Raw genomic sequence first — 26461 nt, 5'->3', positions numbered from 1 at the left:
CTCACACGTATAGACTAAAAACATGGTTGATACGTATTCTTTCCCGCCACCGATCACAAAAATGGCAGACGGCACTATTAAACAAATTAACCCGTTTTCGGGAACAGAAGTGTGGACAATTCCAGGACGAGCTGATCGCCCTATTGACATTGTTCACGACGACGTGCGCCCCATAGACCCTAACCGAATTGGCCATACGTGTGCCTTTTGCACTCAACGAGTCCTTGAGACCCCGCCAGAAAAATCCCGCATTGTCCGCAAGGGTGATGATGCCGTCGTCTATCGTGGAACCGACGTCGATATGCTCACTCGCGAATGGGAATTCCGGCGTATCCCTAACCTTTTTGAAATTCTCTCGTTTGATTATTGGGCCAAAAACTATGACTATCGGCTACCAGCGAGCGCTCGCGGGCGCCTTGAAGCATATATGGCAGATCCGGCTGGACGTTCCCATGTTATGAAGGTGCTGCGGTTAAAACTCCGCAACACCTATACTGACAACGAATTTGCCGCACTGACAGAACAAGACATTACCGAGTTGGCATATCCGTTGTTTGGTGGTGGCCACGATCTGATCGTTGCCCGTCATCATTTTGTGCCAGACGCTACTGACACGTCACAATTAGCATCGGCAGGAACCTTAACTCCGCAAGAACATGAGTGGTTTATTCGCCTGACAGTTGACGCGATGCACGATCTCTATCAACAAAATCGCTATGTCCGCTACGTGCAGGTTTTCCAGAACTGGTTAAAACCTGCAGGGGCATCTTTTGATCATCTCCACAAACAACTTGTGGCTATTGATCAGCGTTCAGTAAATGGCAAAATTGAAGTTGAACGGGTTCGGCAAAATCCGAATTTATACAACGAAGCGGCCGTCAATTATGCCGGTTACCATAATCTTATTTTGGCGGAAAATAAGCATGCGATTGCGATTGCCGGATTCGGTCACCGCTATCCGACATTAGAAATTTGGTCAAAATCGCCAGCATCCCAGCCATGGGAGCACACTGATGACGAACGTCGTGCTATGAGCGACTTAATTCATGCAATGCATGCGGCAACTGGACCTGGTGTGCCAACAAATGAAGAATGGCATTGCAAGCCTATGGATGCTGATGTCAATATGCCGTGGAAGGTATTAATTAAGTGGCGGGTGTCAACATTAGCCGGCTTTGAGGGCGGTACAAAAATTTACGTTAATACGATTGATCCGTGGGCGTTACGCGATCGGGTTGTGCCACGCTTATTGGAGCTTCGCGCAGAAGGTCAAATTGCACAGAGCATCTCTATTGCTTCAGAGAGTAAATGGCAACCTAATTCGTTGAAATATAACCCGAATTTATAAACCTAAGGCGGAACATGCGTGGTAAGTCATGTTCCGCCATTTTTCTCCATCTGCACGTTAGACGGCAGATTAATAAGCGAGCGCTGATGCCGTTTTCGAGTGATAGTGCGATTCGTCGAGCTTTCGGAAAACTATAAGTGCACTAGCGTACTTTCCTTTTCGCTTTTCAATGACGGACTTGGGTGATACACTAGACTTACTTTACCGGTTTAGTTGTGATGAGAGATACACAAAAAACTCAGTGAATCTCCCATACTCAACCAAAACGGTAATCGGCATTTCAATGAAGAACCGCCAGTAACCATTACATCAAGGAGAACATCGATGAAGATCCGTTCCGCTTCCATCGGCTTCTTAGCCGCAACCGCACTTCTGCTCAGCGCCTGCACCGGTGGCAGTGCCTCCACCGACGCCAAGGGTAGCAGCGGAGAAGAAGGTGCCACCGGAGAAATCACATTCCAAACGTGGTCACTCAAAAATGATAAGTTCACCCCCTACTTCGAAAAGCTTGTTGCTGATTTCGAAAAAGCCAACCCCGGCGCTAAGGTCAAGTGGATCGATCAGCCAGGTGACGGCTACGAGGATAAAGTTCTCCAGCAAGCTGAGTCTGGTGAACTACCAGATGTTATCAACCTTCCACCAGAATATGCCTACGCTCTAGCTTCGGTAGATCAGCTGGTAGATTTGAATAAAGAGTCCAAGATTATCAACGAATACGTCCCTGGTGGCGTGGAAGCCTACACCTTTGATGGTATTGAAGGCTCTTTCGGTTTCCCATGGTACTTGGGTACTGAACTAAACTACTGGAACACCGAGCTTCTCCAGAAAGCTGGCGTATCCGAAGCTCCAAAGACTTACAAGGATCTGTGGGCCGTAGCTGAAAAGCTTGGCCAAGATGGCATCCAAACCATCTCAGATCTCCCCAGCCCGAAGGGTCTTCAGATCATGGTGTCAGATGCTGGTGGCAAGCTAGACATCGTCAAGGATGGCAAGTTCGCATTCAACACTCCAGAAGCTGAAGAGATCGTCAACACCTATATTGACCTCTACAAGAAGGGCGCAATCTCCCCTGAAGCTCTCCAGAATGCCGGTACCGCCAACGCAAACGTGAACAACTTCAACAAGGGCACTGCCGCCTGGACTACCGCTGGCCCGAACTATATTGACAAGGACGTTGCCGTTAACGCTCCAACCTTGCTTCCAAACATGCAAGTAACCGCCGGTTTCGGTAACCCACCATTGTTCGTTCAGGGTATTTCAGTTGCTAAGAATTCCAAGAACCCTGAGCTTGCCCTCAAGTTTGCTGAGTTTGTTACCAACACCGAAAATCAGATCGAGTTCGTCAAGCTCGCAGTTGGTTTCTTCCCTGGAACAATTGCCGCAAATGCAGATCCATCAACCTTCGCTATTGAAGCTGAGCACGAACAGCAGAAGGTCGCTACCGATCTTGCCGCTAAGCAAATGGATAAAGCCAAGATGACCGGTGACCCGAAGTTCACCACCGAAATGGAAACATTCGCCAAGCAGCAAATCGCACTCGCTGTGAAGGGCGAAATCACCGCTAAGGAAGCTCTCGATAAGTCTGTTGAGCACGCTCAGCAGGCCGTTGAGAAGTAACCATTAATGACTAAGACGAAGGGGATGAGCGAATGAAACGACAAAAATGGTATACCCCGTATCTATTGACACTCCCGGGAGTGATCTGGGTGCTTGTATTTGCACTCTGGCCATTCCTTAACACGGTGGCACTAGCGTTTACTGACGCTCGTCCTCTTCGTCCAGCAAAGTTTGTTGGGTTACAAAACTTCTATGCACTTTTTAGCGACGAACGTTTTATCTATGCGTTGACAACATCGCTGGTCTACGTCGTCGTCTGTGTACCGCTACTAACATTCCTGCCACTCCTCTTGGCGCTGTTAGTGCACAATAAAATTCCTGGTATCGGGTTTTTCCGTACCACATTCTACTTCCCTGTTATCGCCTCAGCAGTTGTGGTGGCGATTGTGTGGGAGTTCCTCTTCTCTGGCAACGGCACCATTAATGAAGCATTGAAATTCTTTGGTTTGATTGACCGTCCAGTAGAGTTTTTGTCTGATCGCTGGCTCTTAATCGGTTGTGCTATTGGCTTGACCGTGTGGAAGGGCCTGGGATACTACATGGTTGTCTACCTCGCCGCATTAGGTAATGTTGGCCGAGATCTACACGAAGCAGCCGCCCTTGACGGCGCCGGCAAATGGCGTCGGTTCTGGTCTGTAACAGTTCCTGGCGTGCGCGGCCCAATGTTGTTAGTGTCAGTATTAATTTGCGTTGCTGCTATGCGTATCTTTACTGAACTCTACGTCTTATCCAATGGCTCAGGTGGCCCCGGCGGGCGCGCAATGAGCGTTGTTATGTTGATCCAGGCAAGCGGTAAAGGCCTCAACGGCCAGGTCGGTTATGCATCAGCTATCTCCCTTGTCCTGTTCCTCCTAACATTAATCCCACTTCTTATCGTAGGTATTTCTAACAATGGCGATATGCTCCGTGATGCCCTTGCAGCTCGCCGCACTCGTAAAGCCCACAAAGCTACTCTTAAACTTGCCAAGCAAACCGCTGCCGCGCCAGCAGCTAACGCAGTTAAGGAAGGAATCTCCGCATGAGCACGTCCACTGATTTCGTCCGCCATGATCGCGCCTTCCGCACTCGCGGCTCCTCGGACATCATGAAGCCGTCGTTGGCTGGTCTGATCGGCAAGTATGTTCTGTTGTTTGCTGTATTGGCATTAATGGTTTTCCCATTCTTGTGGCAGTTATCTACCTCATTTAAGGGAGCCTCCGAAAATATTTACGATTTCCCACCAACGATTATTCCGCAAGAGCCAACACTGTCGAATTACGCCGAAGTATTCCGTACTATCCCAGTTCTTAGCTACGCTTGGCATTCATTGCTTGTCGGTGTAGGAACAGTTGTTTCGAATATTATTTTTGCAACCTTGGGTGGCTATGCGCTGGGGTGTTTGAAGTTTAAGGGCAAGGGAATCATCATGGCGATTTTCTTCTCTACCCTGCTTCTGCCAGGCGAAGTTACTTTGACAAGCCAGTATTTAACCGTCAAGTCGTTAGGGTTGGCAAACACGCTTTGGGGTGTGTTCTTACCCGGTGCAATTTCGGCGATTAACGTGTTGTTGATTGCCGCGGCATGCCGCATGATCCCGCCGGATGTGTTGGATGCGGCAACGATCGATGGCGCTAACACGTACCAACGGTTACGTCATATTGTTTGGCCAAATATTCGTGGTATGGTTTCAGTTATCGCCTTGTTCGCATTCATTGGTGCATGGGATGACTTCTTGTGGCCGTTGGTGGTCTTGTCCGATCCAGCAAAGTACACGTTGACTGTTGGTATGCAGTATTTGAATTCTAACTTTGCCGCTAATCCGCGTGTTATTGCGGCTGGCACGATGATTGCATTGGTACCGATTATTATCCTGTTCGCCACATTGCAAAAGCAGTTCTTTAAGGGCGTCGAGGAAGGTGGCGTGAAGCAGTAATGGTTAAGGCGCGTTGCGGGTGGATTCCGACGACGACGGTTGCCATCGTTTCCGATGCCATGTCCCGTCATGAAGCACAGCGATTAATAGCTGATTTCGATGAACGCGGACTGGCTACGAATATTGACGATGCTGCGGATACTGAGCTTCGGATTATTATGCAGGTTGCTACCCAATCGGTTAATAATCCAGAAGATGCGATGATTGACGTCTCGGAAACAACAATCATTATCACCGTATCAGCTCCGGTAGGAATTTTCCGCGCAACGCGCCACCTATTATCTTTGCTTGATGAACACGGCTGTGTCCCGTGTGGCACAATTCGGCTGTCACCATTGGTAGCTGAACGCGGCTTGCATATTGATGCGGCTCGTAAGTATTTTGATGCCCAGTGGATGAAAGATCGTATCCGGGAAGCTGCCTCACTTGGGCTTAGTGTTATCCAGTGGCATTTTTCGGAAAATGAGGGGTTCCGGTTAGAATCTCAAGCTTTTCCACAGATCGTTTCCGAGCATCATATTACGCGTGCCGAAGCTCGCGAGATTCTCGCTCTGGCACGTGATCTGTATGTGGAGATTATTCCTTCGTTGGATATGCCTGGACATTTAAGAAAAGCATTGTCCGCCTTTCCAGAATTACAACTTCCACCCGCACATCTAGCGCCTGGAGCCGAACCGTTAGCAATTCCAGATACTGGCCATGCTCTTAATATTGCGTTACCTCAAGCAGTTGATTTTGCACGTGCACTGATCGATGATTTTGCTGATCTTTTCAAAGAATGCCGATCTTGGCATCTTGGGGGCGATGAGTTTGTTGATTTTGCGCGCATTTCCGAATACCCCGTGTTGGCCCAAACTGCCCAACGTAAGTTCGGTGTAGATGCGAATGGTTTCGATCTATTAACAGATTTTGTTAATCAGATTGCTACTCATCTCAAGACCCGCGGTTTTATTCCCCGGGTGTGGAATGATGGAATGCTTCGGGGAAACATTGTCCAACTCGATCCGGAGATCGTGTTGACGTGGTGGACCAACTGGCATGCGGATATGCGCCCAGTTTCAGCTGCTTTGGCCGCCAATTATCGGATCGTTAATTTCAATGATTCACTGTTTTATTATGTTTTAGGACAAAACGCTGGGTATCGTTATCCAACCTCGGAGCGGATAGCGGCTGCGAACTGGCATCCAGGTCTTTTCCCGCAGCTACCAGCGGACGGTTCAGCTTCTCCGGTTCAAGAAATCCGTCCGGAAAATGGCAGATACCCACACCAGCTAGTAGGTGCATTCTTCTCAATCTGGTCCGATCAGCCCGATGCGCAAACTCCAGCTGAGGTAGCAGCAGGAATCCGCGAACCGCTAGCTGAGTTTGCGGCACGCTGCTGGCAGATTTCCTAATCGATTATTCTTTTTCTTTCATTTTGCCATCTGCCATGCGCAATACACGGTCAGCAACCGTAGCGGCTTCATTTGGATCGTGAGTAACAAACACGGCCGTCATCTGGGCTTTCTTCAGAATCTGGCGCACGTCTACCGCCAACCTTTCCCGCAATTCTTGGTCAAGTGCAGAAAGCGGTTCGTCCAACAAAAGAACATGAGGCCGCGGGGCTAGCGAGCGCGCTAAGGCTACCCGCTGGGCTTGACCACCGGAAAGCGTGCCCACCTCTCGTTTTTCAAACCCGGACAAGCCGACGACGTCGAGCATCTGGGACACCCGTATTTCACGTTCACTACGCTTAACTCCGGCCATTTCTAAACCGTACCCAACATTGCGTGCCACGTTACGATGCGGAAACAACTGCCCGTCTTGGAAAACCATGCCAATATTCCGGCGATGCGGCGGCACGCCATCCATATCATGTCCGCCTACCATAATACGACCACCGTCGATTGGTTCGAGCCCGGCAATCGCACGCAACAGCGTAGATTTACCCGAGCCCGAAGCTCCGAGCAACGCAACAATTTCACCGTGTGCAACCCGCACACTGACATCCCGTAACGCATGAAAACCATCAGGATAGGTCAAGCTAACGTGCAATACCTCAATCATACTCATGTTGTTTTCTCCGTCATTCCTCCGGGGTACGCTTACTGCTCCGGATACGCGAACTGCCCGGCTTGCTTAACATCTCCACAATCACCATCACCAATGCCGTGATTGCACACAAAATGACTGTTCCAGCGTAGGCCATGCCCTGGTCTGCGGCACCCGCCCGGCCAACAAGCTGATAAATCATGACCGGCAAAGTCGGTTCGCGTTGCAACACCAGAAATGAGGTAGCCGAAAATTCCCCAATACTAATCGCAAACGCAAAACCGGCAGCAACCCCAAGCGCCCGGACAAGAACTGGCCCTTCAACTGTGAAAAATGCTCGGAAACGAGAAGCTCCCAGGGTAAGGGCTGGCCCGTAAAGGTTTCGATTAACACCATCGAGCATAGGAACAATCGTCCGAATCAGAATCGGTAATGCGACGAGTGCTTGCGTAAGTGGTAGCAACAGTGGTGAATCAGCAACGAACCGCAAAGATCCCCCCAGGGACACAAGCATGCCAAAGCCCAATGTCACTGAAGAAATTCCCACTGGGAAGATAAACAACGCATCATAAAATCCAGTGATTCGTCGCCATATATGCCGCCGAATCCGGAGTTTACGAGTAACAAGAAGCGATACCGTAACTCCGATAACAACGGCGATCACCGTGGCATAAATAGCCGCTGATAGTGACTGCCAGATGGTTGACGCGATCGCAAAATCTACCGAACGCGCAGCACCCGGACGGAAAAGGTCAGTGAAATTGGCGAACGTGAACTCACCATTACGTCGCAATGAACGAATAATGACCTGGAGAATCGGAAGCACAATTAATACGACGACAATAACGACAACCACTACTACCATTGGACGTTGAACACGGGTAATACGTGGTGGCGTGCGCACAAAACGTGAGTTTGCGTCAGACGCCGTTGCTCGTTTACTCACCCATTGAGAGACAATCAACGCCATAACCACGATGATTGCTTGGACTAGGGACAATAATGCAGCCGTGCCAAGATTGAGGAATTGCACGGTTTGCCGATAGATTTCAGTTTCCAACGTACGAGTGCGCGTCGTTCCTAAAATCATTACCAAACTGTAGGAGGTAGAACAATAGAGGAATACAAGAGTTGATGCCGAATACACTGCTGGAGCTAGCTGCGGCCACGTCACAGAGGTAAAGGCTCGCAAAGGCGATGCTCCCAAAGTCCGCGCCGCTGCTTCATAGTTCGGATTCAGGGAACTCCATGCGGCACCCACAGTGCGCACAATGACTGAAATGTTGAAAAACATCATTGCTAGCACAATAAGCACCGGCGAACCGGCAAGCCCGAGGAAACCAAGCAGTCCACCGTCGTCGTACAGGGAACGAAACGCCGTAGCAACCGCAATTGTTGGCAGAACGAACGGAAAAACAATCAAAAAACGTAACACATTTTGCCCAGGAAAACGTGTGCGATATAAAACATAAGCAGCTGGTACCCCAACCGCAACTGACAGCACGGTACCAGCAAACGCCAAACCAAGAGTGGTTGCCACCGCGCTCCCCACGCGCGCCTTAGAAAACTGTCCGAGCAGCCCAGTAAACCCGCCACTGTGCCAACTATCTATCAGCTCTGCAACTCCCAGACTCAACAAATCTGCCACGGGAGCAAAAAAGAACAGAGCAAGAAATATAGCTGGGATACTAGCGCACAGCGCCCACCACAAAAGCGGGCGCTGTACTAAAAGTTTTGTCATCATGTTCGATCATGAACTAGAACGGCAAGAAACTAGAACAACTCTGTCACCGAGGTAATCCACAGTTCCTTCGATTCAGCAATCTTCTTCGCATCCAACGGCTTCACAGCATCCGGACGTGGCGCAAACTCAGCCATACCCTTAGGTAGCTCAGCTGACTCATCGATCGGGTAAGTCACGTTTTCCTTAGCAATCACAGTCTGCATCTGTGGTGTGCTCAGCCACTCTAAGAACTTTTGAGCACCTTCAACGTTTGCAGCACCCTTGAGCACTCCAGCATATTCCACAACTGGGTAGCAACCACCAGCAACATTAGCCGTGCTGGAAGCATCTCCGGCTTCGTTGATTGTCCAGAATGGTGAGGATGCATAAGACATCACGATTGGGTAAGCACCCTTTCCTTCACCAGCTGTGAAATCAACCTGATAGGCATCTTTCCAACCAGCGTCAACCTTAGTGCCATTTGCCAATAGCTGCTTCCAATAATCAACATATCCATCTTCACCAAAGTGCGAAATAGTGGAAGCAAGAAGAGCAAAGCCCGTATCCGACTTGGACGGATCTTGAATAACAGTAAGATTCTTGTACTCTGGCTTCACTAAATCTTCCAAGCCAGCTGGTGGAGTTAAACCCTTGTCCTTGAAATAAGCAATATCGTAGTTGAAGCAGGCATCGGAGCGATCAAAAGCAATAGCACCCTCAGCACCGGAAACAGCATACTTTTCTGCACCTGCCGGGCCGGAAACCTTCGCAGAGGTGTCAAAAACACCAGCTTCGGCAACCTGGATAATATTGTTGGCAGTCAATCCAACAACCACATCACCAACCGGATTAGCCTTGGTTAAAATAAGTTTCGAATCAAGCGTGCCAGACTCTTCACCGTCGAGCAGCTCAACCTTCATTCCAGTTTCCTTGGTGAAATCAGCCAACACTTCATCTGGAAGGGTGAATGACCCATTAGTGACAACCTTGACAATAGCCAGGCTCTGAGTGCTTCCCTGGTTCGATTCCTCAGCATTCTTTTGGCTTGGCACACTTGAAGTACATGCACTGAGTGCCAATACACCAGCGCTGAGCACCGCAAGAGTTATTTTTCGATTAATCATCATATCCTCCATCACTACGTTATGAAGGGCCTGTTGTGTATAGCTACCGGTATGCAGCCATGCCAACAACGAGAGAACTCAACTTCCTACGCCGGTATAACCCGGATCAGGTATGAGGGTCTGTGGCATATTCTCCACACTCTCAGCGCACTCGCGCTCCCCTGTGACACTGACAATCCTACCATTGCCTAGAGCATCGACGACGACTGGTAGGTGATAATCGTTTTAGTCTTCTTTGCCATACCATTGCGCTGTCTTGCGCCCCATTGCCTCATTCACATAGGCAGTGACACCAGCAGTAACAGCTGCAAATATCGCAATCTGCGCCAATGGTAGATCAACATCAGTCTCATCACCTTGCGGGGTAGGCTTACCAAAACCTTTTTCCCATACAATTGTCACAACTTGCCGAGCAACCATTCCAGCCACAGCGCCGGTCGCTAAACCCATAAGTCGGTATCCGAGGTTCATCATTTCCCTTCCTCACTGGCCTGCCACGAGCTCTAGCAGACACACAAATCCAGTTTACCGTGTCACGAAAACTCGGGCATAAGCGTCGACCATATTCGTGTTGATCCTATCGTCTCTCATAACCGAGCTAACGGGACACGTCAATTCGCTGAAAATTCATATATGAGCGTGAAGCAGTTGGCCCATGTTGGCCTTGATACCGCGACTGATTGGATCCAACTCCATACGGCTCAACTGCTGGAGATGACAGCTGAAAGAAACACAGTTGCCCAATCTTCATTCCTGGATAAAGCTTAATCGGCATCGTCGACGTATTTGATAACTCCAAAGTGACATGCCCAGAAAACCCCGGATCAATGAAACCCGCCGTGGAATGAGTAAGCAAACCCAGCCGGCCTAAACTGGACTTACCCTCCAACCGAGCAGCAACGTCGTCGCCCAAGGAAATATGTTCAAAGGTTGCGCCTAAAACAAACTCACCCGGGTGCAAAATAAAAGCTCCGTCATTATCAACTTCAACAAGCCGCGTCAGATCCGGCTGCTCCACAGCAGGATCGATCACGTCATATTTATGGTTGTCAAAAAGTCGAAACAGACGATCTAAATGAACATCCACACTTGAAGGCTGAATCATAGCTGGATCCCACGGATCAAGTTCGATCCGGCCAGCACGAACATAATGGGCAATATCGCGATCAGATAAAAGCATACTTCTATTGTGCCATTGTTTTGGCCTGCCTGTGGAAAACTAGCCAACACATATTCTTGTTTTCCGGCAACATAGGAGTCATGTTACTATGCAGACATGGCGGTTTCTGCATTATCTGAGAGCACTCAAAATTATGTTAAAGCAATATGGTCATTGGGTGAATGGTCTGACGAACCAGTTACAGCATCTCTTTTAGCTGCTCGTACCGGGGTTAAAATCTCTACCGCATCCGATGCTATTCGCAAGCTCAAAGACCAAGGCCTTGTCAATCATGCTCCCTATGGAGCTGTGCACTTAACTAAAAAAGGTCAGGCATTAGCTGTTGCTATGGTACGCCGCCACCGGCTGATCGAGACATTCTTAGTTAACGTCCTCGGTTATGCCTGGGACGAGGTTCATACCGAAGCTGAAGTATTAGAACATGCAGTGTCGGACGTGTTAGTTGAACGCATGGCACACCGTCTTGGTAATCCGAAACGCGACCCGCACGGCGATCCTATTCCTGCAGCTGATGGCACTATTGTGCGTCCCCAAGCAGTTCTCCTGAGTTCGATTGATGGTGGTGGACGGTTCCATGTGGAACGTATTGCCGATAATGACCCCGAACTGCTCCGCTTCTTTGAAAGTCACAATATTACTTACGGTGCCGTTATCGATGCCAAACCACCGGCCCCTTATTCTGAATCAATCGAAATCGCCGTCGACGGGGCTTCCCCAGTTTTATTAGGAAGTGGCGCGTTACGGGCAATTTGGGTCAGCCCAGTTTAATCTACCCGCTGAGCTTGGTGCACAAACTGTCCAGCTTTACCAACGATAAGCACGGTGGCAAAAGCCAATCCATAACACACTGCCATAGCTGCTGAGGTTGGCGCATGTAACACGTAGGCAATCCAGAACCCAACTATTGCGCCGGCAACCGCAATCACCATCGTCCCAATGAGCATATGTTTCATGGAATTACTCACGAGGCGAGCAGTCGCAGCAGGTGCAATCATTAATGCAATGATTAGGACTGCGCCAGCCGCATTAAAAGCCGCAGTAACTGTGACGGCAACAAGGAACATGAATATCGTGTCCACCCACCGGGCACGAATACCGATCGTGCTGGCGAAAGATGGATCGAAACTGGTGATTTTCAACCGGGGATACATGAACCAAAGAACAACTGCGTTCAGCACGAACACAATGAGCAACACATATAAATATTTAGGGCCGATAGACACCCCGCCAATGGTCAGCTGATGCCAAGCAGCTAGGTTCAAATCTCCAGATAGCACCACGTGGGTATCTAAGTGAAGGTTGCCAAAGTTGAGCGAAATCAGGATAACGCCAACTGAAAAAAGCATTGGGAAAATTAACCCCTGCGGAGCATCACCAGAAACAAATCCGGAACGCATTAGCCAATCGTTACCCAGGACAACAACTAGACCGGCAACGGCCGCACCTACAATTAACAACGGTGAATCGAAATCATTCGTCACATAATAACCGACAACAATTCCGGGCAAAATAGCGTGACTCATGGCATCCACAAGCATCGAGCTCTGCCGCAAAACAATGAATGATCCCGGTAGCGCGCAAACGAGTGCAGTAACGATAGCGAGAAGGCTAGTGCCAACGACGAAGCTCATACGTGACGTCCTAATAAGTAGTTTTTCAGATCGCGACGGGCACGCTGCCGAGCAAGTGCTTGCATAATTAGTGAACGCCGTGGGGAAAATATTAATGACACCACGAAAATTGCGAATAACACTAAAACAATCATCGGTCCGGTTGGCACTTTTCCAAGAGATACTGCGAGATAAGCTCCAATTCCGGAACCAACCGCACCAATAATAGCTGAAAGCATCACCATGGATCCCAACCGGGTAGTCCATTGGCGGGCAGCTGCTGGTGGGGTGATCACAAAGGCAATCATCACTACCAAGCCAACTGCTCGCACACCAATCACTGACGCAATCACAATGGTGGCAAACATTAACGTATCGATAAGCTTGCCACGTACTCCCATCATGGCTGCATGGACTGGATCAAAAGTACGGATAGCGAATTCTTTCCAACAAATCGCAAGGATTGCTAATGCGATTCCGCCAACTGCTAACGAGGTGTAGAGATCTTCGCGAGTAATTGTTGACGCGTTGCCGAATAGGTAATCTTGGATCCCGCCTTTACCGGGGAATGCACCATCAGCAACTATGCGCATAAGCAACATGCCAGCACCGAAGAACAACGATAATGTCACTGCCATTGCTGAATCTACGTGCACTTTAGAGTTGCGGACAATCCATTGTGTGAACAGTACGGCAGATGTACCAACAATAATCGCGCCAATAATCAGTGCGAGCATATTTCGACCATCAGTATGCAAGATGACGACGGAGACTAAGAATGCTGCTAAAGTTCCCGGTAGCGCCGAATGGGATATGACGTCAGAGATCATTGATTGTTTACGCAAATAGGCAAACGAACCGAGAGCTCCCGCAACAAATCCGATAATCATTGTGCCGAAGAAAACCATTCGAAACGTGTGATCAGAAAAGAATTCCGCAAGAGTCATGAGAAATTTGCCCATTCGTCGTTATCCGCCACCTGGTAGGTGGTACGGATATTGCTATCGGTCAGAGTCTGTTCACATGGACCGGAAGCAACAATATGGCGATTGAGTAACGTGACGTGGTCACAATAGTCAGCCACAGTGTTCAGATCATGATGAACGATGACCACTGTTTTTCCTTCTGAGCGCAATTGGTGCAAAACATCAACGATAGCGCGCTGGCTTTTCGCATCGACGCCTTGAAAGGGCTCATCCATGAAATAGATATCGGGCTGTTGAACTAGTGCCCGAGCTAAGAATACGCGTTGCCGCTGGCCACCAGAAAGCTCCCCAATCTGACGATTGGCGAGTTCTGCAATACCCGTATTTTCAAGGGCTTGGAGCGCTTGGGCGCGTTCTTTACGTCCGGGCCGACGGAGCCAGCCGAGCTTACCGTAAGTACCCATAGTAACAACGTCAATAACAGTAGTTGGGAAATCCCAATCCACTGAGACACTTTGCGGCATATATCCGACTCTGTCTCGCACACGCGCTAGGGGCTGGCCAAAGAATTGAGCGGAACCCGTTAATGGCTTCACTAATCCAAGCATGGCTTTAATGAGGGTAGATTTACCGGCACCGTTTGGCCCGACAATTCCCATCACCACACCTTCTGGAACAGTGAAGTCGACGCCGAATAAAACTGGATCAACGCGGTAACACACCGACATGTTAGACGTCGAACATGCCGGTGTGTTAGTTGTTAGTGCGTGATTCACTTCGACAGTGCCTCTGAAACAGCCTTTGCGTTATGCATAAGGGTTCCTAAGTAGGTATCAACACCCTTTTCGGCGCCGAGAGAATCAGCGAAGAGTTCTTCATCCGAAATCTTCACATCCCAGCCGTTAGCGTGAACAGCTTCTTGCAAAGCCTTGATTGCTTGTGGGTTTGCAAGGTTATCGAGGAAGATGACCGGAACCTTCTTATCAGAAATGAGTTGCGCAAGTTCCGAGATTTCTTGAGTGGAAAGCTTTGCTTCGGAAGAAACGAAGTCGGTGGCATGAACTTCAAGGTTGAAGGTTCGGCCGAAGTAATTGAATGCGTCGTGTCCGGAAATGAGGATGCGTGGTTCAGCTACTTTATCGAGGAGCTTCTTTGCTTCTTCAACTGTTGTCTTGATTTCTTCCCGGTACTTGGTGACGTTCTCTTGGTACATATCAGCGTGGTCTGGATCGATTTCTGCGATCTTATCGGCAGCAGCTTGAACCGCTAACGACCATGCTTCTGGATCGTTCCAGATGTGTGGATCGTGAAGCTCGTGGCCATCGGCATCAGTTTCTGGCCATGGCAACAAGTACTTTTCATCAAGGGTTTCACCGACGGCGACCTGCTTATCTCCGAGAGACTGGAGCTTATCGAGCATTTGTGCTTCGAGGTGCAAGCCACTCCAGAGTACAACATCAGCGTTTTGTAGCTCTTCGATGTCCTTAGTGGTTGGCTGGTATGTGTGCGGATCGCCACCTGGACCAACCATTGTAATAACCTTGGCATCTGGCGCAATGTTTGCGACAGCGTCAGCAATATAACCGGTTGTTGCAAACACAGTAAGCTGCTTATCGGCTTTTTCTTCAGTCGCGGATGAACATCCTGACAACATGAATGCACCGGCAACAAGTGCGGTAAATCCGGCTTTAAATGCGGAACGAATCTTCATGGAAAACTCTTTCAGTAACGTGGACAGTATTTTGTCTGATAACAACATGCAGTAAGCGACACCCGCTTAACACAACATTCAAACTATAACTTAGGGGGGCCTTAGTTATAAAGAATCGTGGCGAATGTCTCGCTTTCTATCAATCCCAACATTATTTCCCGCATTTCCCCACCCTCAACAGCTAGGCGACGTATCCACAATCCGGGAAACGCCTCTCATCATACGAACCTAGCAAGCCAACAATGCACCAAGGGGGTAATATCGTTCCATGGCATACCATGCAGATACCACCGATTTGACCGGAAAAGAAGTTCTCCTTTGGGATCAGTTTGGCGTTGCAATGCGCGAACTGGCTCAAACCATCGCCGATTCAGGCTTCCGCCCAGAAGTCATTATCGCTATTGCTCGCGGCGGGCTTTTGCCTGCTGGTGCGCTCGCATATGCTCTAGGCACTAAACTTTCAGATGCAATGAATATCGAATTCTACACCGATATCGAAGAAACATTGCCTGATCCTGTTCTCCTCGAACCGCTCCTTGATACCGAATCAATTAAAGGCAAAAAACTCCTCATTGTTGACGACGTTGCTGATTCCGGCCGTACCTTAAAAATGGCAGTTGATATGCTCACCGAGCTCGAAGCCGATGTACGTTCCGCCGTCATTTACAATAAGCCACGCTCGGTAATTGACCCTGATTTCTCATGGAAACCAACCGATAAGTGGATCGTATTCCCGTGGTCTTCACAGCCACCAGTAACACCAAATAACTAAAACTTTGACATAAACCTTATGGGAGGTTGGATCATTACTGATCCAACCTCCCATAAGGTTTGCCCTCCATAAGGTTTGCCCTCCATAAGGTTTGCCCTGACTAAATATCTAGTTATCCGTATCTTGACCGCTATTATTTAACAACTCAGAAATATGCGGCTGCCCTGGAGCTGAGGGCCGGGAAACAGCTGCGAATGTTGCAACTGACCCATACTTCCAGCCTTCAATACGGGCCCGCCGGCCCAATTCCCCCATTGACACGGCAATCACCATCCGGCCCGTTTCTTGCGTGACGTTCCGAGTTGCTTGCAAAAGCCGTTCAACGTCATCCGGAGTCTGCGCCGTAACAGCCAGCTTGGCCACCACTCCTTCAATAGCCAAAATATCGTCAAACATTATGTGTAAAATTTCGGTATCCGGAGTAGCGATCCAATTATGATCTGAAACCACAACAGTAAAACCTAAGTCTTGGGCACGTCGTGCTATGTCCGGAGCCGCACGATGCCAGTATTCAATATCAACCGCAATACGTTCACCTGGCACACCTAATTGCAATAAGGTGTCAAGCATTTCTGCCAAAAGTAGCCGGTAACGGCCATCACTTACCTTGATTTCTCCACCCTGCTTCGCAGTGCGAATAGTAAGGAGAATCGGCAAGCTCGTTGCCTGAAGTAACTGTGGAATAATCTCTGAACCAAGATGAGAAAACGAAAAATTAGGATGATCACCGAAGAGCATATCAACGCGCCATTCAACCACATTAGCTCCGGCTTCTTGCGCATCATGTGCTTCTTGCACCAGCATTGCCGGCGTCGTACCTAATAACGGCACAATAATCGTTCGCGCGTGAGGGGAAAAAATCATTCCAGCTCCTTTACTTCGCACTCACCTTTTAGTTCCACGATACCGTAGTGTCTCCTTATCAGGTAAAGTGTGCCGTGAAAACACAACACATTGGTGAGATAAGGGGAGTATATGTCGATCAACCTCGACCAGTTCGATTCAGCCAACGCCCCTGAACAATCATCATTACCGATTGCTAAAGGCCCGTTCTATTTCTTTTTAGCAAGCCTAGGCGCCCTAGTCGTCGTCGCTATTATTTTGCTCTTTATGTTTGTTATCGGGCAAGGCCGGAATGTTGCCGAAACGTCTAACCCGCCCACCGCTTCCGCGCCTTCGCAACAAGCTGAGCCACAAACAATCCCACCCGAAAGCAAACCTGATCCGGCAGCCAGTCCGCTCGACGGCGAACAAATGAACAATGCCGTAACAACCTCCTCATGTAGCGATCCGATGGCCGATGCTGTGCCTATTTTTGATTTCGTATTAGCCGCAACATCATCCCAACAATGGGATGAGACAGCACAAAAACTAGTGACGGATGCGCTGGCCACCCTGGACCGCACCTGCCGGGATCACATCCCGCATTTATTAGCCGTACAACACGCCTTAGTTGATCCACAAGCCCCACCACAAATTAACGCTCTCGTGAAAGACGCCAGCTGGATCACTCGGCAACGCCCCGTACCCCAAGGAGCACAAACACCTACCGGACGCTTTACAACAGGACTAGAAAACATTCATTGTTCGATTGAATCCGACGGTGTTGCATGCACAATCAATAATTATTCGTGGCAAGCTCCGTCCGGTTGTAGTGGTCAACCCGCAACAGTGCGGATTGACCCGGCAATGAACGAACCGTTGAGTACATGCCTGTCACGTGTCGATGCAGAAACCCAGTACGATTACGGAACTGTCTTGGCTAACCACGGTTATGTGTGCACGGTTGAATCGAGTGGCATTACGTGTTGGTCTGAGTTCACCGGTCACGGTTTTGCTCTCAGCCGGGAAAACCTCCGGAAGTTCTAATTATGCGCCCAAGATCCTCCGCGCGTTGGATCCCTCATTATCATGGCGCTTGGGCCATGATCATTATTCCGCCGATCCTTGGTATTGTTGCTGGTGGTTTTAATTGGCGTCACGTCCTCCTCCTCGCTTTATGGTGGCTTGGATATTTTGACTTTTTCGCCATTGGATTATGGCTGCGTTCGAGACGGAAAAAACGATTTCTACCTCCAGTTATTAGCTACACAATTCCGTGTCTGATCCTAGGCGTCAGCCTTGCCCTCACTGCCCCACACCTGCTTGTCTGGGTTCCCATTTTTCTGCCGTTAATTGTCATCACATTCTGGCAATCTGCTATCCGTGCTGACCGGTCAATGCTCAACGACACAGTAACAGTGTTAGCAGCATCGTTACTTCTTCCCGTTTCCTACCAGGTAAGTATGGCCGGCGATCCGCCAGTAACACCGCATCACATGTGGCTGATGACCACACTGGTATTCGGGTATTTTTTGGGAACAGTGTTCTATGTGAAAACAAATATTCGTCAGCGAGCCAACCGTTCTTGGCTAGTACTATCAGTTATCTGGCACCTCTTATTCACCAGCTTATCGGCTCTCGCATCAACCGGTTTCTGGTTTGCCGACGACGAACAACTATCCACCTGGCACACACTCGTATGGCTCGTATTAACTATTCGCGCCTGGGCAGTACCCACCTGGGGTGAACGTCACGGGTGGGTCAGTGCAAAAATACTTGGAATAGGCGAGATTATCGCATCTATCGCGGTTACTGTGACGCTCCTAGGGTGATCGCCACCTGGCAAATCCTCACCTGATAAGCTGAAACTATGAAGTTTCTAATTCGAGTCGTATGTAATGGAATAGCGTTATGGGTAACAACATTGATGCTCAGCGGAATCACTCTCCGCGAAGTAAATTTTGATCAACTTTCCACCCTAGATCCGCGCCTGCGCACCGCAATAACTGTGTGCATTGCTGGGGCAATTTTGGCAGTTGTTAATACCTTTATTCGTCCAGTTGTCAAACTTTTATCCCTGCCACTATACATTCTGACGCTCGGCCTGATCTTCGTCGTCATCAATGCCTTTATGTTAGCTCTCACGGCATGGATTTCTGCCCAACTAGGAGTAGGTATCGCTATCGAAAGTTTCGCTTGGGCACTAGCTGGCGGAATACTCATATCCGTGGTCAACACCGCTCTCGATCTTATCGTGCCCGGCGTCAAGCGATGACATACTAGACCTCATGCTAACAACTTCTGTGTATTCATCGTCGTTATTCATTGCCGCGGTACAAGCAAGCGACTCCCAAGACTTATCTGGAATTGCTGGTTGGACAGTTGAACTGATGAATAAGTTAGGCGGATTAGGCGTCGCTTTAATCATTGCGATTGAAAATATTTTCCCACCTATTCCCTCTGAAGTTGTTCTGCCTCTTGCTGGATTTACTGCTTCAAAAGGCGGTTCGTTGACGTTTCTTGGGGCACTTTTTTGGTCCACCATTGGATCGCTGGCTGGGGCACTGATTCTTTACGGTATCGCCTATTTATTTGGCCGCGAGCGCACCCGCGCGTTTTTGAACTGGTTACCATTAACTAAAGAGTCCGACGTCGATAAAACCGAAGCATTTTTTGAAAAATACGAACGCCCGGCAGTATTTTTCGGACGGATGCTTCCTATTTTCCGTTCCCTCATTTCATTACCCGCAGGTGTCATCAAAATGAATATTCCACTATTCATCGTGCTCACCACATGCGGGTCGTTGATCTGGAATACTGCCCTTATCGGAGCAGGTTTCATGTTGGGCGAAAACTGGTCATTAGTTGAACAATACGTTGGCCTAGCATCGAAGATTATGGCGGTTATCGTTGTTCTTGCACTTGTGGGATGGACTGTCGTACGGTTGCGGGCACGCAAACGTCACGAACTGTAATATCACCTAGCACACTAGCGAATTACCGCTTTAGGAACTAGCCCGGTATCGTTGGTATCAGACAAACCAACGAAGGGGTACGACGTGACTACCACATATCTTGTCGCTGTTTCAGACAGCCAAGCTCAATCATTTCTTGACCACGGCTATGATCTTGTTGCCGGTTTTGCCGTAGATGCCGCTGAGGTCGCTGAGGTGACGGACGTAAGCGCACTGCTAGATTTATTGCATCTACGCTTCCCTGATTCGCCATTTAGCGATGATGCTCCTCTTGATGTTCTCCATATACCAGCTGATGCATTTACCCATGCTCGCCAAGCTGTAGGCCCTCTTCATCCGCAAGCATTTCGTGGTGGCGTCATTGATTTTGCCCCTTATGATGGCACTGGTGTTGCTGAAGGCGGCGGCGTTCGCACAGATCTCCTCCTCCTTGATCCCTGCCGGTTAACTGCTGGTTCACGCTTATGGCGATTCTTCCCTGGTGAATCCGAACCTGTTTTGCGCGGGGTCTACCACGGCATTGCTTTCGGTTGGGAAAATATTGAAACCGGATCATTTGTTGCCGGGGTCCCTTCTCCGTATGCCGGTGCTGTTGTCCAGCGCGACTGGGGTGAAATTCCTTGTGATGTTGAGGTAGTCGATGGGCAACCCGTTGCCCTCACCCTTGTTGCACCTTTTGCTCCAGACAATGAAGAAGGCTTCGAACAACTCAATAATGGACTATGGGCAAAACGTATCGCTTATGATGATTCACTTCGAGTTTTCACGCAGTTAGCAGTTGCCCAACTATCGGGGATTCCAGTGCGTATTTTACGTGCAGTGTCCACCTCGGATGGGGAGATAAAATTCCATATCGTTTCACTCCTCACCGATGCCCCTTACTGTTCACAGGTCAATTTCCAACGCTGGGCAGGTGCCACCTACACTGCACTTGCGGCACCGGAACACTTGGAAAATAAAGGAAAGCAAGAAGCCACCCCGGTTTCTTGGTCAGTTGCAGACCGTCCGGCAGTCACTGCAACTCGCACTGAACCATTTAATATCACAGATCAAAATGCACTCGTCCAAGAAGTCTTTAACCTCCTTGGCCAAACCACTCCGCCGTCGTGGACTGAAGTATCCTTACAAGTTCAAATAATTGGCGACCACGTCGTCTATGAAGCGAACGCGAAACTTGGGGAAGACCAAGGCGCCCGCCTAAAAGTGATCCCCACAGCAATCCTGCATTATTTGCGCCAATTAAAGAAACTGCGAATTGCTTCTGGCGAAGGTCCTTTCTTCACGATCGTGCTTCATGCTGTTAAAGAAGGCCAAGGAACTGTTTCGCTCAACGCTAAAGTCCAGCCTCCATACGCTGACCAAGTACCTCAAGACCAGTGGCTTAGTGAATTAGCGATCGTCGAAAAGAGCGGTCATGAAGTTCCCGAATGGCTCAGTGCCAAGGTTCTTTCGGTCTCCACTCCCACCAGTGTTTTCGGTGCCGGAGCAACTCAGAAGGCTACGTCTAATACTGATCTCACTGCCAATATTTCAGCTACCCAAAACTAGCCTAAGCACTCCCTCTTCCTTTCGCCCTGCTACTTGTGTCATCATTAGTGGCGGGGCGAAATAGTTAAAAATGAAAGGACTTCCCATGTCATCAACAACTCTTCACGTTTCCGGACTCACCTGTGGCCATTGCGCACAGCACGTCACTGATGAACTTTCCGAACTAACTGGCGTATCCAATATTGATGTGCAGCTCAACGCGGGAGCCACCTCCGTTGTCACCTTTGATTCCACATCACCAATTTCCGACGACGATATCCGCGAAGCCGTCAGCGAAGCCGGCAATTACACTGTAGAAAGCATTGTCACTAAGTGAATATTGATCTCAAGATTACCGGCATGACCTGCGCGTCATGCTCAGCACGAGTAGAAAAGAAACTGAATAAAGTCGACGGCGTCAACGCCGTCGTTAATCTGGCAACGGAACGTGCACACGTCGAATATCCACCACACCTTACTGAAGCAGATCTTATTGCCACAGTAGAAAAGGCTGGATACGGTGCTAGTATCATCCACGATCAGGTACCAGATAATTCAGATTCTATTGCCCGAAGTGCTGACTTACGTCGTCGATTTATCGTGTCGGCAATCTTGAGTATTCCTATTATTTTCTTATCGATGATTCCCGCCTGGCAGTTCGCTGGGTGGCAATGGGTTATCACTACACTGGGAATCCCGGTGGCTTTCTGGGGCGGATGGCCCTTCCATAAAGCCGCATTCGCTGCTGGCCGGCACGGGGCATCAACTATGGATACCTTGGTCTCCATAGGCGTACTCACGTCCATGGGCTGGTCACTATGGGCACTATTCTTCGGCGGTGCTGGCGAGATCGGCTACACCATGTCAATGAGCGGACTACTCAGCCTCGACGCGCACGGCCACACACATATCTATGTCGAATCAGCAGCCATGATCGTCACCTTCCTTCTGTTGGGACGCTGGCTCGAATCACGTTCTCGGCGGCGAGCTGGTGACGCGTTACGGCTATTGCTCTCAACCGGCGCACCCTCAGCTCAGCTCGTCCAACGAGCCGACGGCAGTGAAGCTGATGAAACCATCCCCGCAGCCGAGCTAGCCGTCGGCGATATCTTCGCCGTACATACTGGCCAAAAAATCCCAACCGACGGAATCGTTGTTTCCGGAACAAGTGCAGTTGACGCCTCCCTGATCACCGGCGAATCCACCCCGATTGACGTGCGCGACGGCGATCCCGTTATCGGCGCAACCATCCTGACCAACGGATCGTTACGCATCCGAGCAACCCGCGTCGGTTCCGATACCACGCTGGCACAGATGGGCAAACTCCTCGAACAAGCACAGGTAGGTAAAGCTCCTATCCAGCGCCTGGCGGACCAAATCGCCTCCGTTTTCGTACCCGGGGTACTCCTTATTGCACTCGCCACCTTGCTGGTGCGCATCTTCGTCTTCGACAACTCTCTCGATATGGCGTTATCGTCAGCCATCACCGTGCTTGTCGTCGCCTGTCCTTGCGCCTTAGGTTTAGCAACCCCCACCGCGTTGCTGGTCGGCTCTGGCCGTCTCTCCCAGCATGGCGTCCTCATTTCCGGCCCTGAAGCCTTGGAAAACGCTCACTCGTTAGACGCTATCGCACTCGATAAAACCGGAACCCTCACCACCGGCGAACTGGCCATCGTCGACGTCGTCAACCACACCACAACCGATACCCTCGCCATCCTTGCTGGCATCGAAGCCCACTCGAACCATCCCCTGGCGCGCGCACTCGTATCCGGCGCACAACAACGCGGCGTCGAACCGGCCACCGTCACCGATGTTCGTGAAGAAGCCGGCCGGGGCCTCAGCGCCCGCTTAAATGGCGAACAGATCTACGCCGGAAGTTTTGCGTGGCTGCGCGAAAATCAAGTGCCGGTTCCACCCCTAGACGAGCCGGGCACGATCGTCGCCTGCGGTAGCCACAATGAGTTCTATGGCTACGCTGTCTTAAGTGACACCATCCGCACCGACGCCATCGAAGCACTTACCTGGTTGCACGAACAAGGCATCGAACCAATGATGATCACCGGCGATAATCTTGCCAGTGCCACCACCATCGCCAACCAGCTCGGAATCACCACCGTTCATGCCAACGTGTTACCGGAAGACAAATACGCCATCATCACTCAGCTTCACGCCCAAGGCAAGAAAGTTGCGATGGTAGGCGACGGTATCAACGATGCCGCCGCCCTCGCCGCAGCTGACCTGTCCATCGCCATGGGATCGGGAACCGATGTGGCCCAAGCAAGTGCTGACGTCACTATCGTCGAATCACGTATCAACGTCATTCCAAAGATGCTGCGCATTGGCCACAAGACGCTACGCATCATTAAAGAAAACCTAGCCTGGGCCTTCGGCTACAACCTGATTGCTATCCCGCTAGCCGTTTTCGGAATAATCGCACCCGGACTGGCGGCGATCGCAATGGCAAGTTCGTCAGTGATCGTGGTAGCTAATTCCTTACGGTTACGCAACGCGCAATAATCTGCCTTGCGTTATTGTTCACGGTAAGATCGAAACGTGAAAACAACACAAACAACGGCCGAGGTGACTGACGATCCATCCACGCGCGTGCTTTTAGTTGACGCACCGCAACGTTGGATGCGCCAGCCTGCTGATCTTATTGGCGCACTCGGGGCGTTTGCCAGTATCGGCATTGTTGTTGTGTTATCCATGTATGCTCGCCTGACTGTTCTTGGGGTAACTAGTGATGTGCGTGCTGCTACCTCAAGTTTCGTGGAACAAATATTTTTCGTTCCGATCAATATTTTGGAAGGCCTTGTTTCATTCTTCGTGCCGGTGGCTGTGGTAGGTACGATAATTTTTCGACGACGGTGGCGCACCGTTGTCACTGCCGTGCTGGCGACTATTGTGACGGTTGCGTTAACGACAATGACGGGCATGATTGCCCAACAGATTGTTCATGCTCGTTCCGCAAGTGTTGTATCACCACTACACATGTTCACTGACTCCACTCCTTATTTGGCTGCCATTTCTGCGTTGCTCACTATTGCCGGTACGTTCCGCGGGTCTCGGTTGGTGCGCTGGGGCTGGATTTTGACGGTTGCGTTGGCTTTTTTACTTGTGTTGCAGGGCAGGCAGAATTTACCAAGTACGGTGGCTACCGTTTTACTTGGTGTTGGGATTGCTTTACTGGTTCGATTCATTATTGGCACGTTTCCTCGTCGGGTGACGGGGGCGCGTTTTGTTGATTTGATAAAGCGGGCGGGTGTTGATCCGCAGGAAATTATTCGTTGTGATAGTGAAATCTGTGATGAGGTTGTTGCCTGGTCTGTTCTGAGCTATGCCCCTCTTGGTTACACTGATTCGGGAGCGATTCGACGCTTGGCTCGGATGTGGCAAAATGCGGATAACGCGCTTGTGCCGTCCGCGGCTTTTACTCAATCACTACCGTCAACGATTGGTCCAGCATCGGGGGTTAATGCCCGCGAAATGGCTTATCATGCTCGGTCTAGCTATCCGATGTTTCGGCCTGTATCAGTTTCGCGCACATATCTGGTTCGTGACCGTCAAGATCTTGTCTACCATGTGCATGTCTTGGATGAAGATCGTCTTATTGTAGGGGCGATGGCGGATTTGTGGCGTCAGTTGCGTTTGAAAATTACCTATCGGGAAGGGTCGCGCACGTTACACGATGCTGCTCAACAGCATGTGCTCATGCAGTTGGCGACGGAAAAGGCGAAGGTTTCGCCACGGCTTTTTGTTGGTGATGCGCACGCTGATTCCACTGTGTGCGTAGTTTACCGGGTTTCCCATTCGCCACTTCTTGACGACGTCGATGGCCGAACTATCACTGACGAGGCTCTTGATTCTTTTTGGCAACATTTACAGCAGGCGCATGTACGCGGGATATCTCATGGCGATATTCATGCCGGTTGTGTGCGGTTAACTGCTGACGGGTTACATATTACAAACTGGCAAGATGGTTCTCTGTTGACTTCTGAAACGGTCCGTTTTGTGGATTTGGCTCAGGGTTTAACGATGCTTGCAGGAGTTGTGGGGATAGACCGGGCTGTTGATTCGTTTACCCGTGCGATGCCTTTCGAACGTGTTATGTCGGTTGTTCCACTGTTGCAAAAAACAATCATGCCGGCTCGGACGCGGGAAGATTTCCCTAAATCGAAAGATATTGGGCGGATTCGTCAAGCTTTAGAGGATCGGCTACCGGATACGGGTTCGATGGAGCCGGTGGAGTTGAATCGCTTTTCGCCTAAGACGATTATTACTGTTTCTCTTGGCGTATTCGCGATTTATTTTTTGGCTGCCTCGGTCAATTTCACCGACTTGTCGTTGGCTATTCAAGCCGCAAATCCAATGTGGATGATGCTGTCATTTGGTGCCGGGTTATTAACCTATCTCGGAGCGGCTATTACGTTGAAGGCCTACACTCAAGAGCATATTCCGTTAGGTCAATCTGTGTTGATTCAGGTTGTTGCTTCTCTTGTTACTCTTGTTGCCCCGGCTGGTATTGGACCGGCTGCGTTGAATTTGCGTTTCTTGCAGAAAAAGAATGTGGATACGGCACCGGCATTGGCGACTGTAACAGTTGTTCAACTTGCACAGTTTATTACCACGGTTTTCTCTTTGATTGTGTTGACGCTCGTAACTGGTGAACTCGGGGCATTATCTATGCCTTCGCAGTCAATCGTAATCAGTATTGTGTTGGCATTGGTTGCTATTGGTGCTATTTTCGTTATCCGCCCGTTGCGTTCGTGGATTTTTGCGAAAATTCAGCCTACTGTAGAACAGATTTGGCCGCGTCTGGTGTGGCTAGGAACCCATCCGCGCCGGTTGGCGTTCGGGTTTTTAGGGTCGATGATTATGACGGTAGCATTCGTTGCTTGTTTCGGTTTTGCCTTGGGGTCCTTTGGCTATCAGTTACCGTTAGTTACTTTAGCTGTCACCTATCTGGTTTCTAATTCGGTTGGTTCCTTGGTTCCGTCTCCGGGTGGTATCGGGCCGGTGGAAGCTGCTCTTACTGGTGGTCTAGTGCTGACTGGTATTCCGTATTCGGTAGCGTTATCCACTGCTGTACTGTATCGATTGTTTACCTTCTGGGGTCGTGTTCCTTTGGGATGGATTGCGTTGCAGATTGCAACGAAACGCAATTACATTTAGTAGACTAGTGT

General features: G+C 49.8%; 25 protein-coding genes and 1 riboswitch. Of the genes, 15 read left to right on the top strand and 10 right to left on the bottom strand.

Translation table 11 applies throughout. From position 1 onward, the window contains the following. The first annotated feature begins 22 nt into the window (after positions 1-22). The 5 genes from HC352_RS00775 to HC352_RS00755 all read left to right on the top strand — a co-directional run bounded on the left by HC352_RS00775 (position 23) and on the right by HC352_RS00755 (position 6271). Complete coding sequence (locus tag HC352_RS00775) at positions 23-1348, top strand: DUF4921 family protein (protein WP_168917138.1); 1326 nt, start codon at positions 23-25, stop codon at positions 1346-1348. Positions 1349-1672: 324 nt separating this feature from the next. Then, on the top strand, positions 1673-2965 hold the full coding sequence (locus HC352_RS00770) for an ABC transporter substrate-binding protein (RefSeq protein ID WP_168917137.1): 1293 nt from the start codon (positions 1673-1675) through the stop codon (positions 2963-2965). Between the two features lie 32 nt (positions 2966-2997). Then, complete coding sequence (locus tag HC352_RS00765; RefSeq protein ID WP_168917136.1) at positions 2998-3987, top strand: carbohydrate ABC transporter permease; 990 nt, start codon at positions 2998-3000, stop codon at positions 3985-3987. Further along, positions 3984-4877 carry a carbohydrate ABC transporter permease gene (locus HC352_RS00760; RefSeq protein WP_168917135.1) on the top strand — a complete coding sequence of 298 codons (894 nt, stop codon included), beginning with the start codon at positions 3984-3986 and terminating at the stop codon, positions 4875-4877. Before HC352_RS00765 ends, HC352_RS00760 begins: the two co-directional genes overlap by 4 nt. Beyond that, the gene (locus HC352_RS00755; RefSeq protein ID WP_168917134.1) at positions 4877-6271 is read left to right on the top strand and encodes a family 20 glycosylhydrolase; all 1395 of its coding nucleotides are present in this window, start codon (positions 4877-4879) and stop codon (positions 6269-6271) included. The genes HC352_RS00760 and HC352_RS00755 overlap by 1 nt, the downstream gene beginning before the upstream one ends. A gap of 4 nt (positions 6272-6275) precedes the next feature. On the opposite strand, the gene HC352_RS00750 is transcribed toward HC352_RS00755, so the two are convergent. The 5 genes from HC352_RS00750 to dcd all read right to left on the bottom strand — a co-directional run bounded on the left by HC352_RS00750 (position 6276) and on the right by dcd (position 10935). Further along, entirely contained in the window at positions 6276-6929 is a 654-nt protein-coding gene (locus tag HC352_RS00750; RefSeq protein ID WP_168917133.1) for an ABC transporter ATP-binding protein, read from the bottom strand. A 13-nt stretch (positions 6930-6942) separates the two neighbouring features. Then, positions 6943-8652, bottom strand: a complete 1710-nt coding sequence (locus HC352_RS00745; RefSeq protein WP_168917132.1) for an ABC transporter permease — start codon at positions 8650-8652, stop codon at positions 6943-6945. Positions 8653-8681: 29 nt separating this feature from the next. After that, positions 8682-9758, bottom strand: a complete 1077-nt coding sequence (locus HC352_RS00740; RefSeq protein ID WP_168917131.1) for a thiamine ABC transporter substrate-binding protein — start codon at positions 9756-9758, stop codon at positions 8682-8684. 63 nt (positions 9759-9821) lie between these two features. Continuing rightward, a riboswitch (TPP riboswitch) is annotated at positions 9822-9928 on the bottom strand. Positions 9929-9980: 52 nt separating this feature from the next. Beyond that, positions 9981-10229 carry a DUF4235 domain-containing protein gene (locus HC352_RS00735; RefSeq protein ID WP_168917130.1) on the bottom strand — a complete coding sequence of 83 codons (249 nt, stop codon included), beginning with the start codon at positions 10227-10229 and terminating at the stop codon, positions 9981-9983. Between the two features lie 124 nt (positions 10230-10353). Beyond that, positions 10354-10935: a dCTP deaminase gene (gene dcd / locus HC352_RS00730; protein WP_168917129.1), complete on the bottom strand. Its 582-nt coding sequence runs from the start codon at positions 10933-10935 to the stop codon at positions 10354-10356. A 96-nt stretch (positions 10936-11031) separates the two neighbouring features. On the opposite strand from dcd, the gene HC352_RS00725 reads away from it, so the two are divergent. Further along, positions 11032-11703 carry a metal-dependent transcriptional regulator gene (locus HC352_RS00725; protein WP_168917128.1) on the top strand — a complete coding sequence of 224 codons (672 nt, stop codon included), beginning with the start codon at positions 11032-11034 and terminating at the stop codon, positions 11701-11703. On the opposite strand, the gene HC352_RS00720 is transcribed toward HC352_RS00725, so the two are convergent. Genes HC352_RS00720 through HC352_RS00705 form a run of 4 tightly spaced genes read right to left on the bottom strand, consistent with a single transcriptional unit; the run spans position 11700 to position 15182 of the window. After that, positions 11700-12566: a metal ABC transporter permease gene (locus tag HC352_RS00720; RefSeq protein ID WP_168917127.1), complete on the bottom strand. Its 867-nt coding sequence runs from the start codon at positions 12564-12566 to the stop codon at positions 11700-11702. The genes HC352_RS00725 and HC352_RS00720 overlap by 4 nt on opposite strands. Beyond that, positions 12563-13507 carry a metal ABC transporter permease gene (locus HC352_RS00715; RefSeq protein WP_247645202.1) on the bottom strand — a complete coding sequence of 315 codons (945 nt, stop codon included), beginning with the start codon at positions 13505-13507 and terminating at the stop codon, positions 12563-12565. The genes HC352_RS00720 and HC352_RS00715 overlap by 4 nt, the downstream gene beginning before the upstream one ends. Then, positions 13489-14247 carry a metal ABC transporter ATP-binding protein gene (locus HC352_RS00710; protein WP_247645201.1) on the bottom strand — a complete coding sequence of 253 codons (759 nt, stop codon included), beginning with the start codon at positions 14245-14247 and terminating at the stop codon, positions 13489-13491. The genes HC352_RS00715 and HC352_RS00710 overlap by 19 nt, the downstream gene beginning before the upstream one ends. Then, positions 14244-15182: a metal ABC transporter substrate-binding protein gene (locus HC352_RS00705; RefSeq protein WP_168917126.1), complete on the bottom strand. Its 939-nt coding sequence runs from the start codon at positions 15180-15182 to the stop codon at positions 14244-14246. The genes HC352_RS00710 and HC352_RS00705 overlap by 4 nt, the downstream gene beginning before the upstream one ends. 268 nt (positions 15183-15450) lie before the next feature. Here HC352_RS00705 and HC352_RS00700 point away from each other — a divergent pair, with 268 nt between their 5' ends. Continuing rightward, positions 15451-15954, top strand: coding sequence for a phosphoribosyltransferase (locus HC352_RS00700; protein ID WP_168917125.1), 504 nt, complete (start codon positions 15451-15453; stop codon positions 15952-15954). A 108-nt stretch (positions 15955-16062) separates the two neighbouring features. Here the strand turns inward: HC352_RS00700 and aroD are convergent, their stop codons facing one another. After that, the gene (aroD, locus tag HC352_RS00695) at positions 16063-16839 is read right to left on the bottom strand and encodes a type I 3-dehydroquinate dehydratase (protein ID WP_211080679.1); all 777 of its coding nucleotides are present in this window, start codon (positions 16837-16839) and stop codon (positions 16063-16065) included. Positions 16840-16929: 90 nt separating this feature from the next. Between aroD and HC352_RS00690 the strand changes: the two genes are divergently transcribed. The 8 genes from HC352_RS00690 (at position 16930) to HC352_RS00655 (ending at position 26450) form a co-directional block, all read left to right on the top strand. Continuing rightward, a complete protein-coding gene (locus HC352_RS00690; protein ID WP_168917123.1) occupies positions 16930-17823 on the top strand; it encodes a hypothetical protein in 894 nt (297 codons plus the stop codon). Positions 17824-17825: 2 nt separating this feature from the next. Next, entirely contained in the window at positions 17826-18608 is a 783-nt protein-coding gene (locus tag HC352_RS00685; RefSeq protein WP_256367952.1) for a YwiC-like family protein, read from the top strand. 38 nt (positions 18609-18646) lie between these two features. After that, on the top strand, positions 18647-19051 hold the full coding sequence (locus HC352_RS00680) for a phage holin family protein (RefSeq protein WP_168917121.1): 405 nt from the start codon (positions 18647-18649) through the stop codon (positions 19049-19051). A 13-nt stretch (positions 19052-19064) separates the two neighbouring features. Beyond that, positions 19065-19751 (top strand): DedA family protein, encoded by a 687-nt coding sequence (locus HC352_RS00675; RefSeq protein WP_168917120.1) that lies wholly within the window; start codon positions 19065-19067, stop codon positions 19749-19751. 84 nt (positions 19752-19835) lie between these two features. Further along, the gene (locus HC352_RS00670; protein WP_168917119.1) at positions 19836-21299 is read left to right on the top strand and encodes a hypothetical protein; all 1464 of its coding nucleotides are present in this window, start codon (positions 19836-19838) and stop codon (positions 21297-21299) included. Positions 21300-21384: 85 nt separating this feature from the next. After that, positions 21385-21615 (top strand): heavy-metal-associated domain-containing protein, encoded by a 231-nt coding sequence (locus tag HC352_RS00665; protein WP_168917118.1) that lies wholly within the window; start codon positions 21385-21387, stop codon positions 21613-21615. Continuing rightward, a complete protein-coding gene (locus HC352_RS00660; RefSeq protein WP_247645200.1) occupies positions 21612-23795 on the top strand; it encodes a heavy metal translocating P-type ATPase in 2184 nt (727 codons plus the stop codon). Before HC352_RS00665 ends, HC352_RS00660 begins: the two co-directional genes overlap by 4 nt. 36 nt (positions 23796-23831) lie before the next feature. Further along, a complete protein-coding gene (locus HC352_RS00655) occupies positions 23832-26450 on the top strand; it encodes a lysylphosphatidylglycerol synthase transmembrane domain-containing protein (protein WP_168917117.1) in 2619 nt (872 codons plus the stop codon). The last annotated feature ends 11 nt before the right edge of the window (positions 26451-26461 follow it).

This window comes from Arcanobacterium buesumense, from assembly GCF_012563545.1.
Taxonomy (GTDB): domain Bacteria; phylum Actinomycetota; class Actinomycetes; order Actinomycetales; family Actinomycetaceae; genus Arcanobacterium; species Arcanobacterium buesumense.
Note: the sequence above shows the minus strand (reverse complement) of the source record. Positions and strands in the feature narration are given on the sequence as shown.

What these genes read in the sequence shown, in the direction of transcription:
- HC352_RS00680 (WP_168917121.1), top strand. Translation starts at nt 18,647, where the DNA reads ATGAAGTTTCTAATTCGAGTCGTATGTAATGGAATAGCGTTATGGGTA.
- HC352_RS00765 (WP_168917136.1), top strand. Translation starts at nt 2,998, where the DNA reads ATGAAACGACAAAAATGGTATACCCCGTATCTATTGACACTCCCGGGA.
- HC352_RS00665 (WP_168917118.1), top strand. Translation starts at nt 21,385, where the DNA reads ATGTCATCAACAACTCTTCACGTTTCCGGACTCACCTGTGGCCATTGC.
- HC352_RS00720 (WP_168917127.1), bottom strand. Translation starts at nt 12,566, where the DNA reads ATGAGCTTCGTCGTTGGCACTAGCCTTCTCGCTATCGTTACTGCACTC.
- HC352_RS00685 (WP_256367952.1), top strand. Translation starts at nt 17,826, where the DNA reads ATGCGCCCAAGATCCTCCGCGCGTTGGATCCCTCATTATCATGGCGCT.
- HC352_RS00715 (WP_247645202.1), bottom strand. Translation starts at nt 13,507, where the DNA reads ATGGGCAAATTTCTCATGACTCTTGCGGAATTCTTTTCTGATCACACG.
- HC352_RS00750 (WP_168917133.1), bottom strand. Translation starts at nt 6,929, where the DNA reads ATGAGTATGATTGAGGTATTGCACGTTAGCTTGACCTATCCTGATGGT.
- HC352_RS00725 (WP_168917128.1), top strand. Translation starts at nt 11,032, where the DNA reads ATGGCGGTTTCTGCATTATCTGAGAGCACTCAAAATTATGTTAAAGCA.
- HC352_RS00760 (WP_168917135.1), top strand. Translation starts at nt 3,984, where the DNA reads ATGAGCACGTCCACTGATTTCGTCCGCCATGATCGCGCCTTCCGCACT.
- HC352_RS00675 (WP_168917120.1), top strand. Translation starts at nt 19,065, where the DNA reads ATGCTAACAACTTCTGTGTATTCATCGTCGTTATTCATTGCCGCGGTA.
- dcd (WP_168917129.1), bottom strand. Translation starts at nt 10,935, where the DNA reads ATGCTTTTATCTGATCGCGATATTGCCCATTATGTTCGTGCTGGCCGG.
- HC352_RS00745 (WP_168917132.1), bottom strand. Translation starts at nt 8,652, where the DNA reads ATGATGACAAAACTTTTAGTACAGCGCCCGCTTTTGTGGTGGGCGCTG.
- HC352_RS00735 (WP_168917130.1), bottom strand. Translation starts at nt 10,229, where the DNA reads ATGATGAACCTCGGATACCGACTTATGGGTTTAGCGACCGGCGCTGTG.
- HC352_RS00700 (WP_168917125.1), top strand. Translation starts at nt 15,451, where the DNA reads ATGGCATACCATGCAGATACCACCGATTTGACCGGAAAAGAAGTTCTC.
- HC352_RS00755 (WP_168917134.1), top strand. Translation starts at nt 4,877, where the DNA reads ATGGTTAAGGCGCGTTGCGGGTGGATTCCGACGACGACGGTTGCCATC.
- HC352_RS00740 (WP_168917131.1), bottom strand. Translation starts at nt 9,758, where the DNA reads ATGATGATTAATCGAAAAATAACTCTTGCGGTGCTCAGCGCTGGTGTA.
- HC352_RS00770 (WP_168917137.1), top strand. Translation starts at nt 1,673, where the DNA reads ATGAAGATCCGTTCCGCTTCCATCGGCTTCTTAGCCGCAACCGCACTT.
- HC352_RS00775 (WP_168917138.1), top strand. Translation starts at nt 23, where the DNA reads ATGGTTGATACGTATTCTTTCCCGCCACCGATCACAAAAATGGCAGAC.
- HC352_RS00690 (WP_168917123.1), top strand. Translation starts at nt 16,930, where the DNA reads ATGTCGATCAACCTCGACCAGTTCGATTCAGCCAACGCCCCTGAACAA.
- HC352_RS00705 (WP_168917126.1), bottom strand. Translation starts at nt 15,182, where the DNA reads ATGAAGATTCGTTCCGCATTTAAAGCCGGATTTACCGCACTTGTTGCC.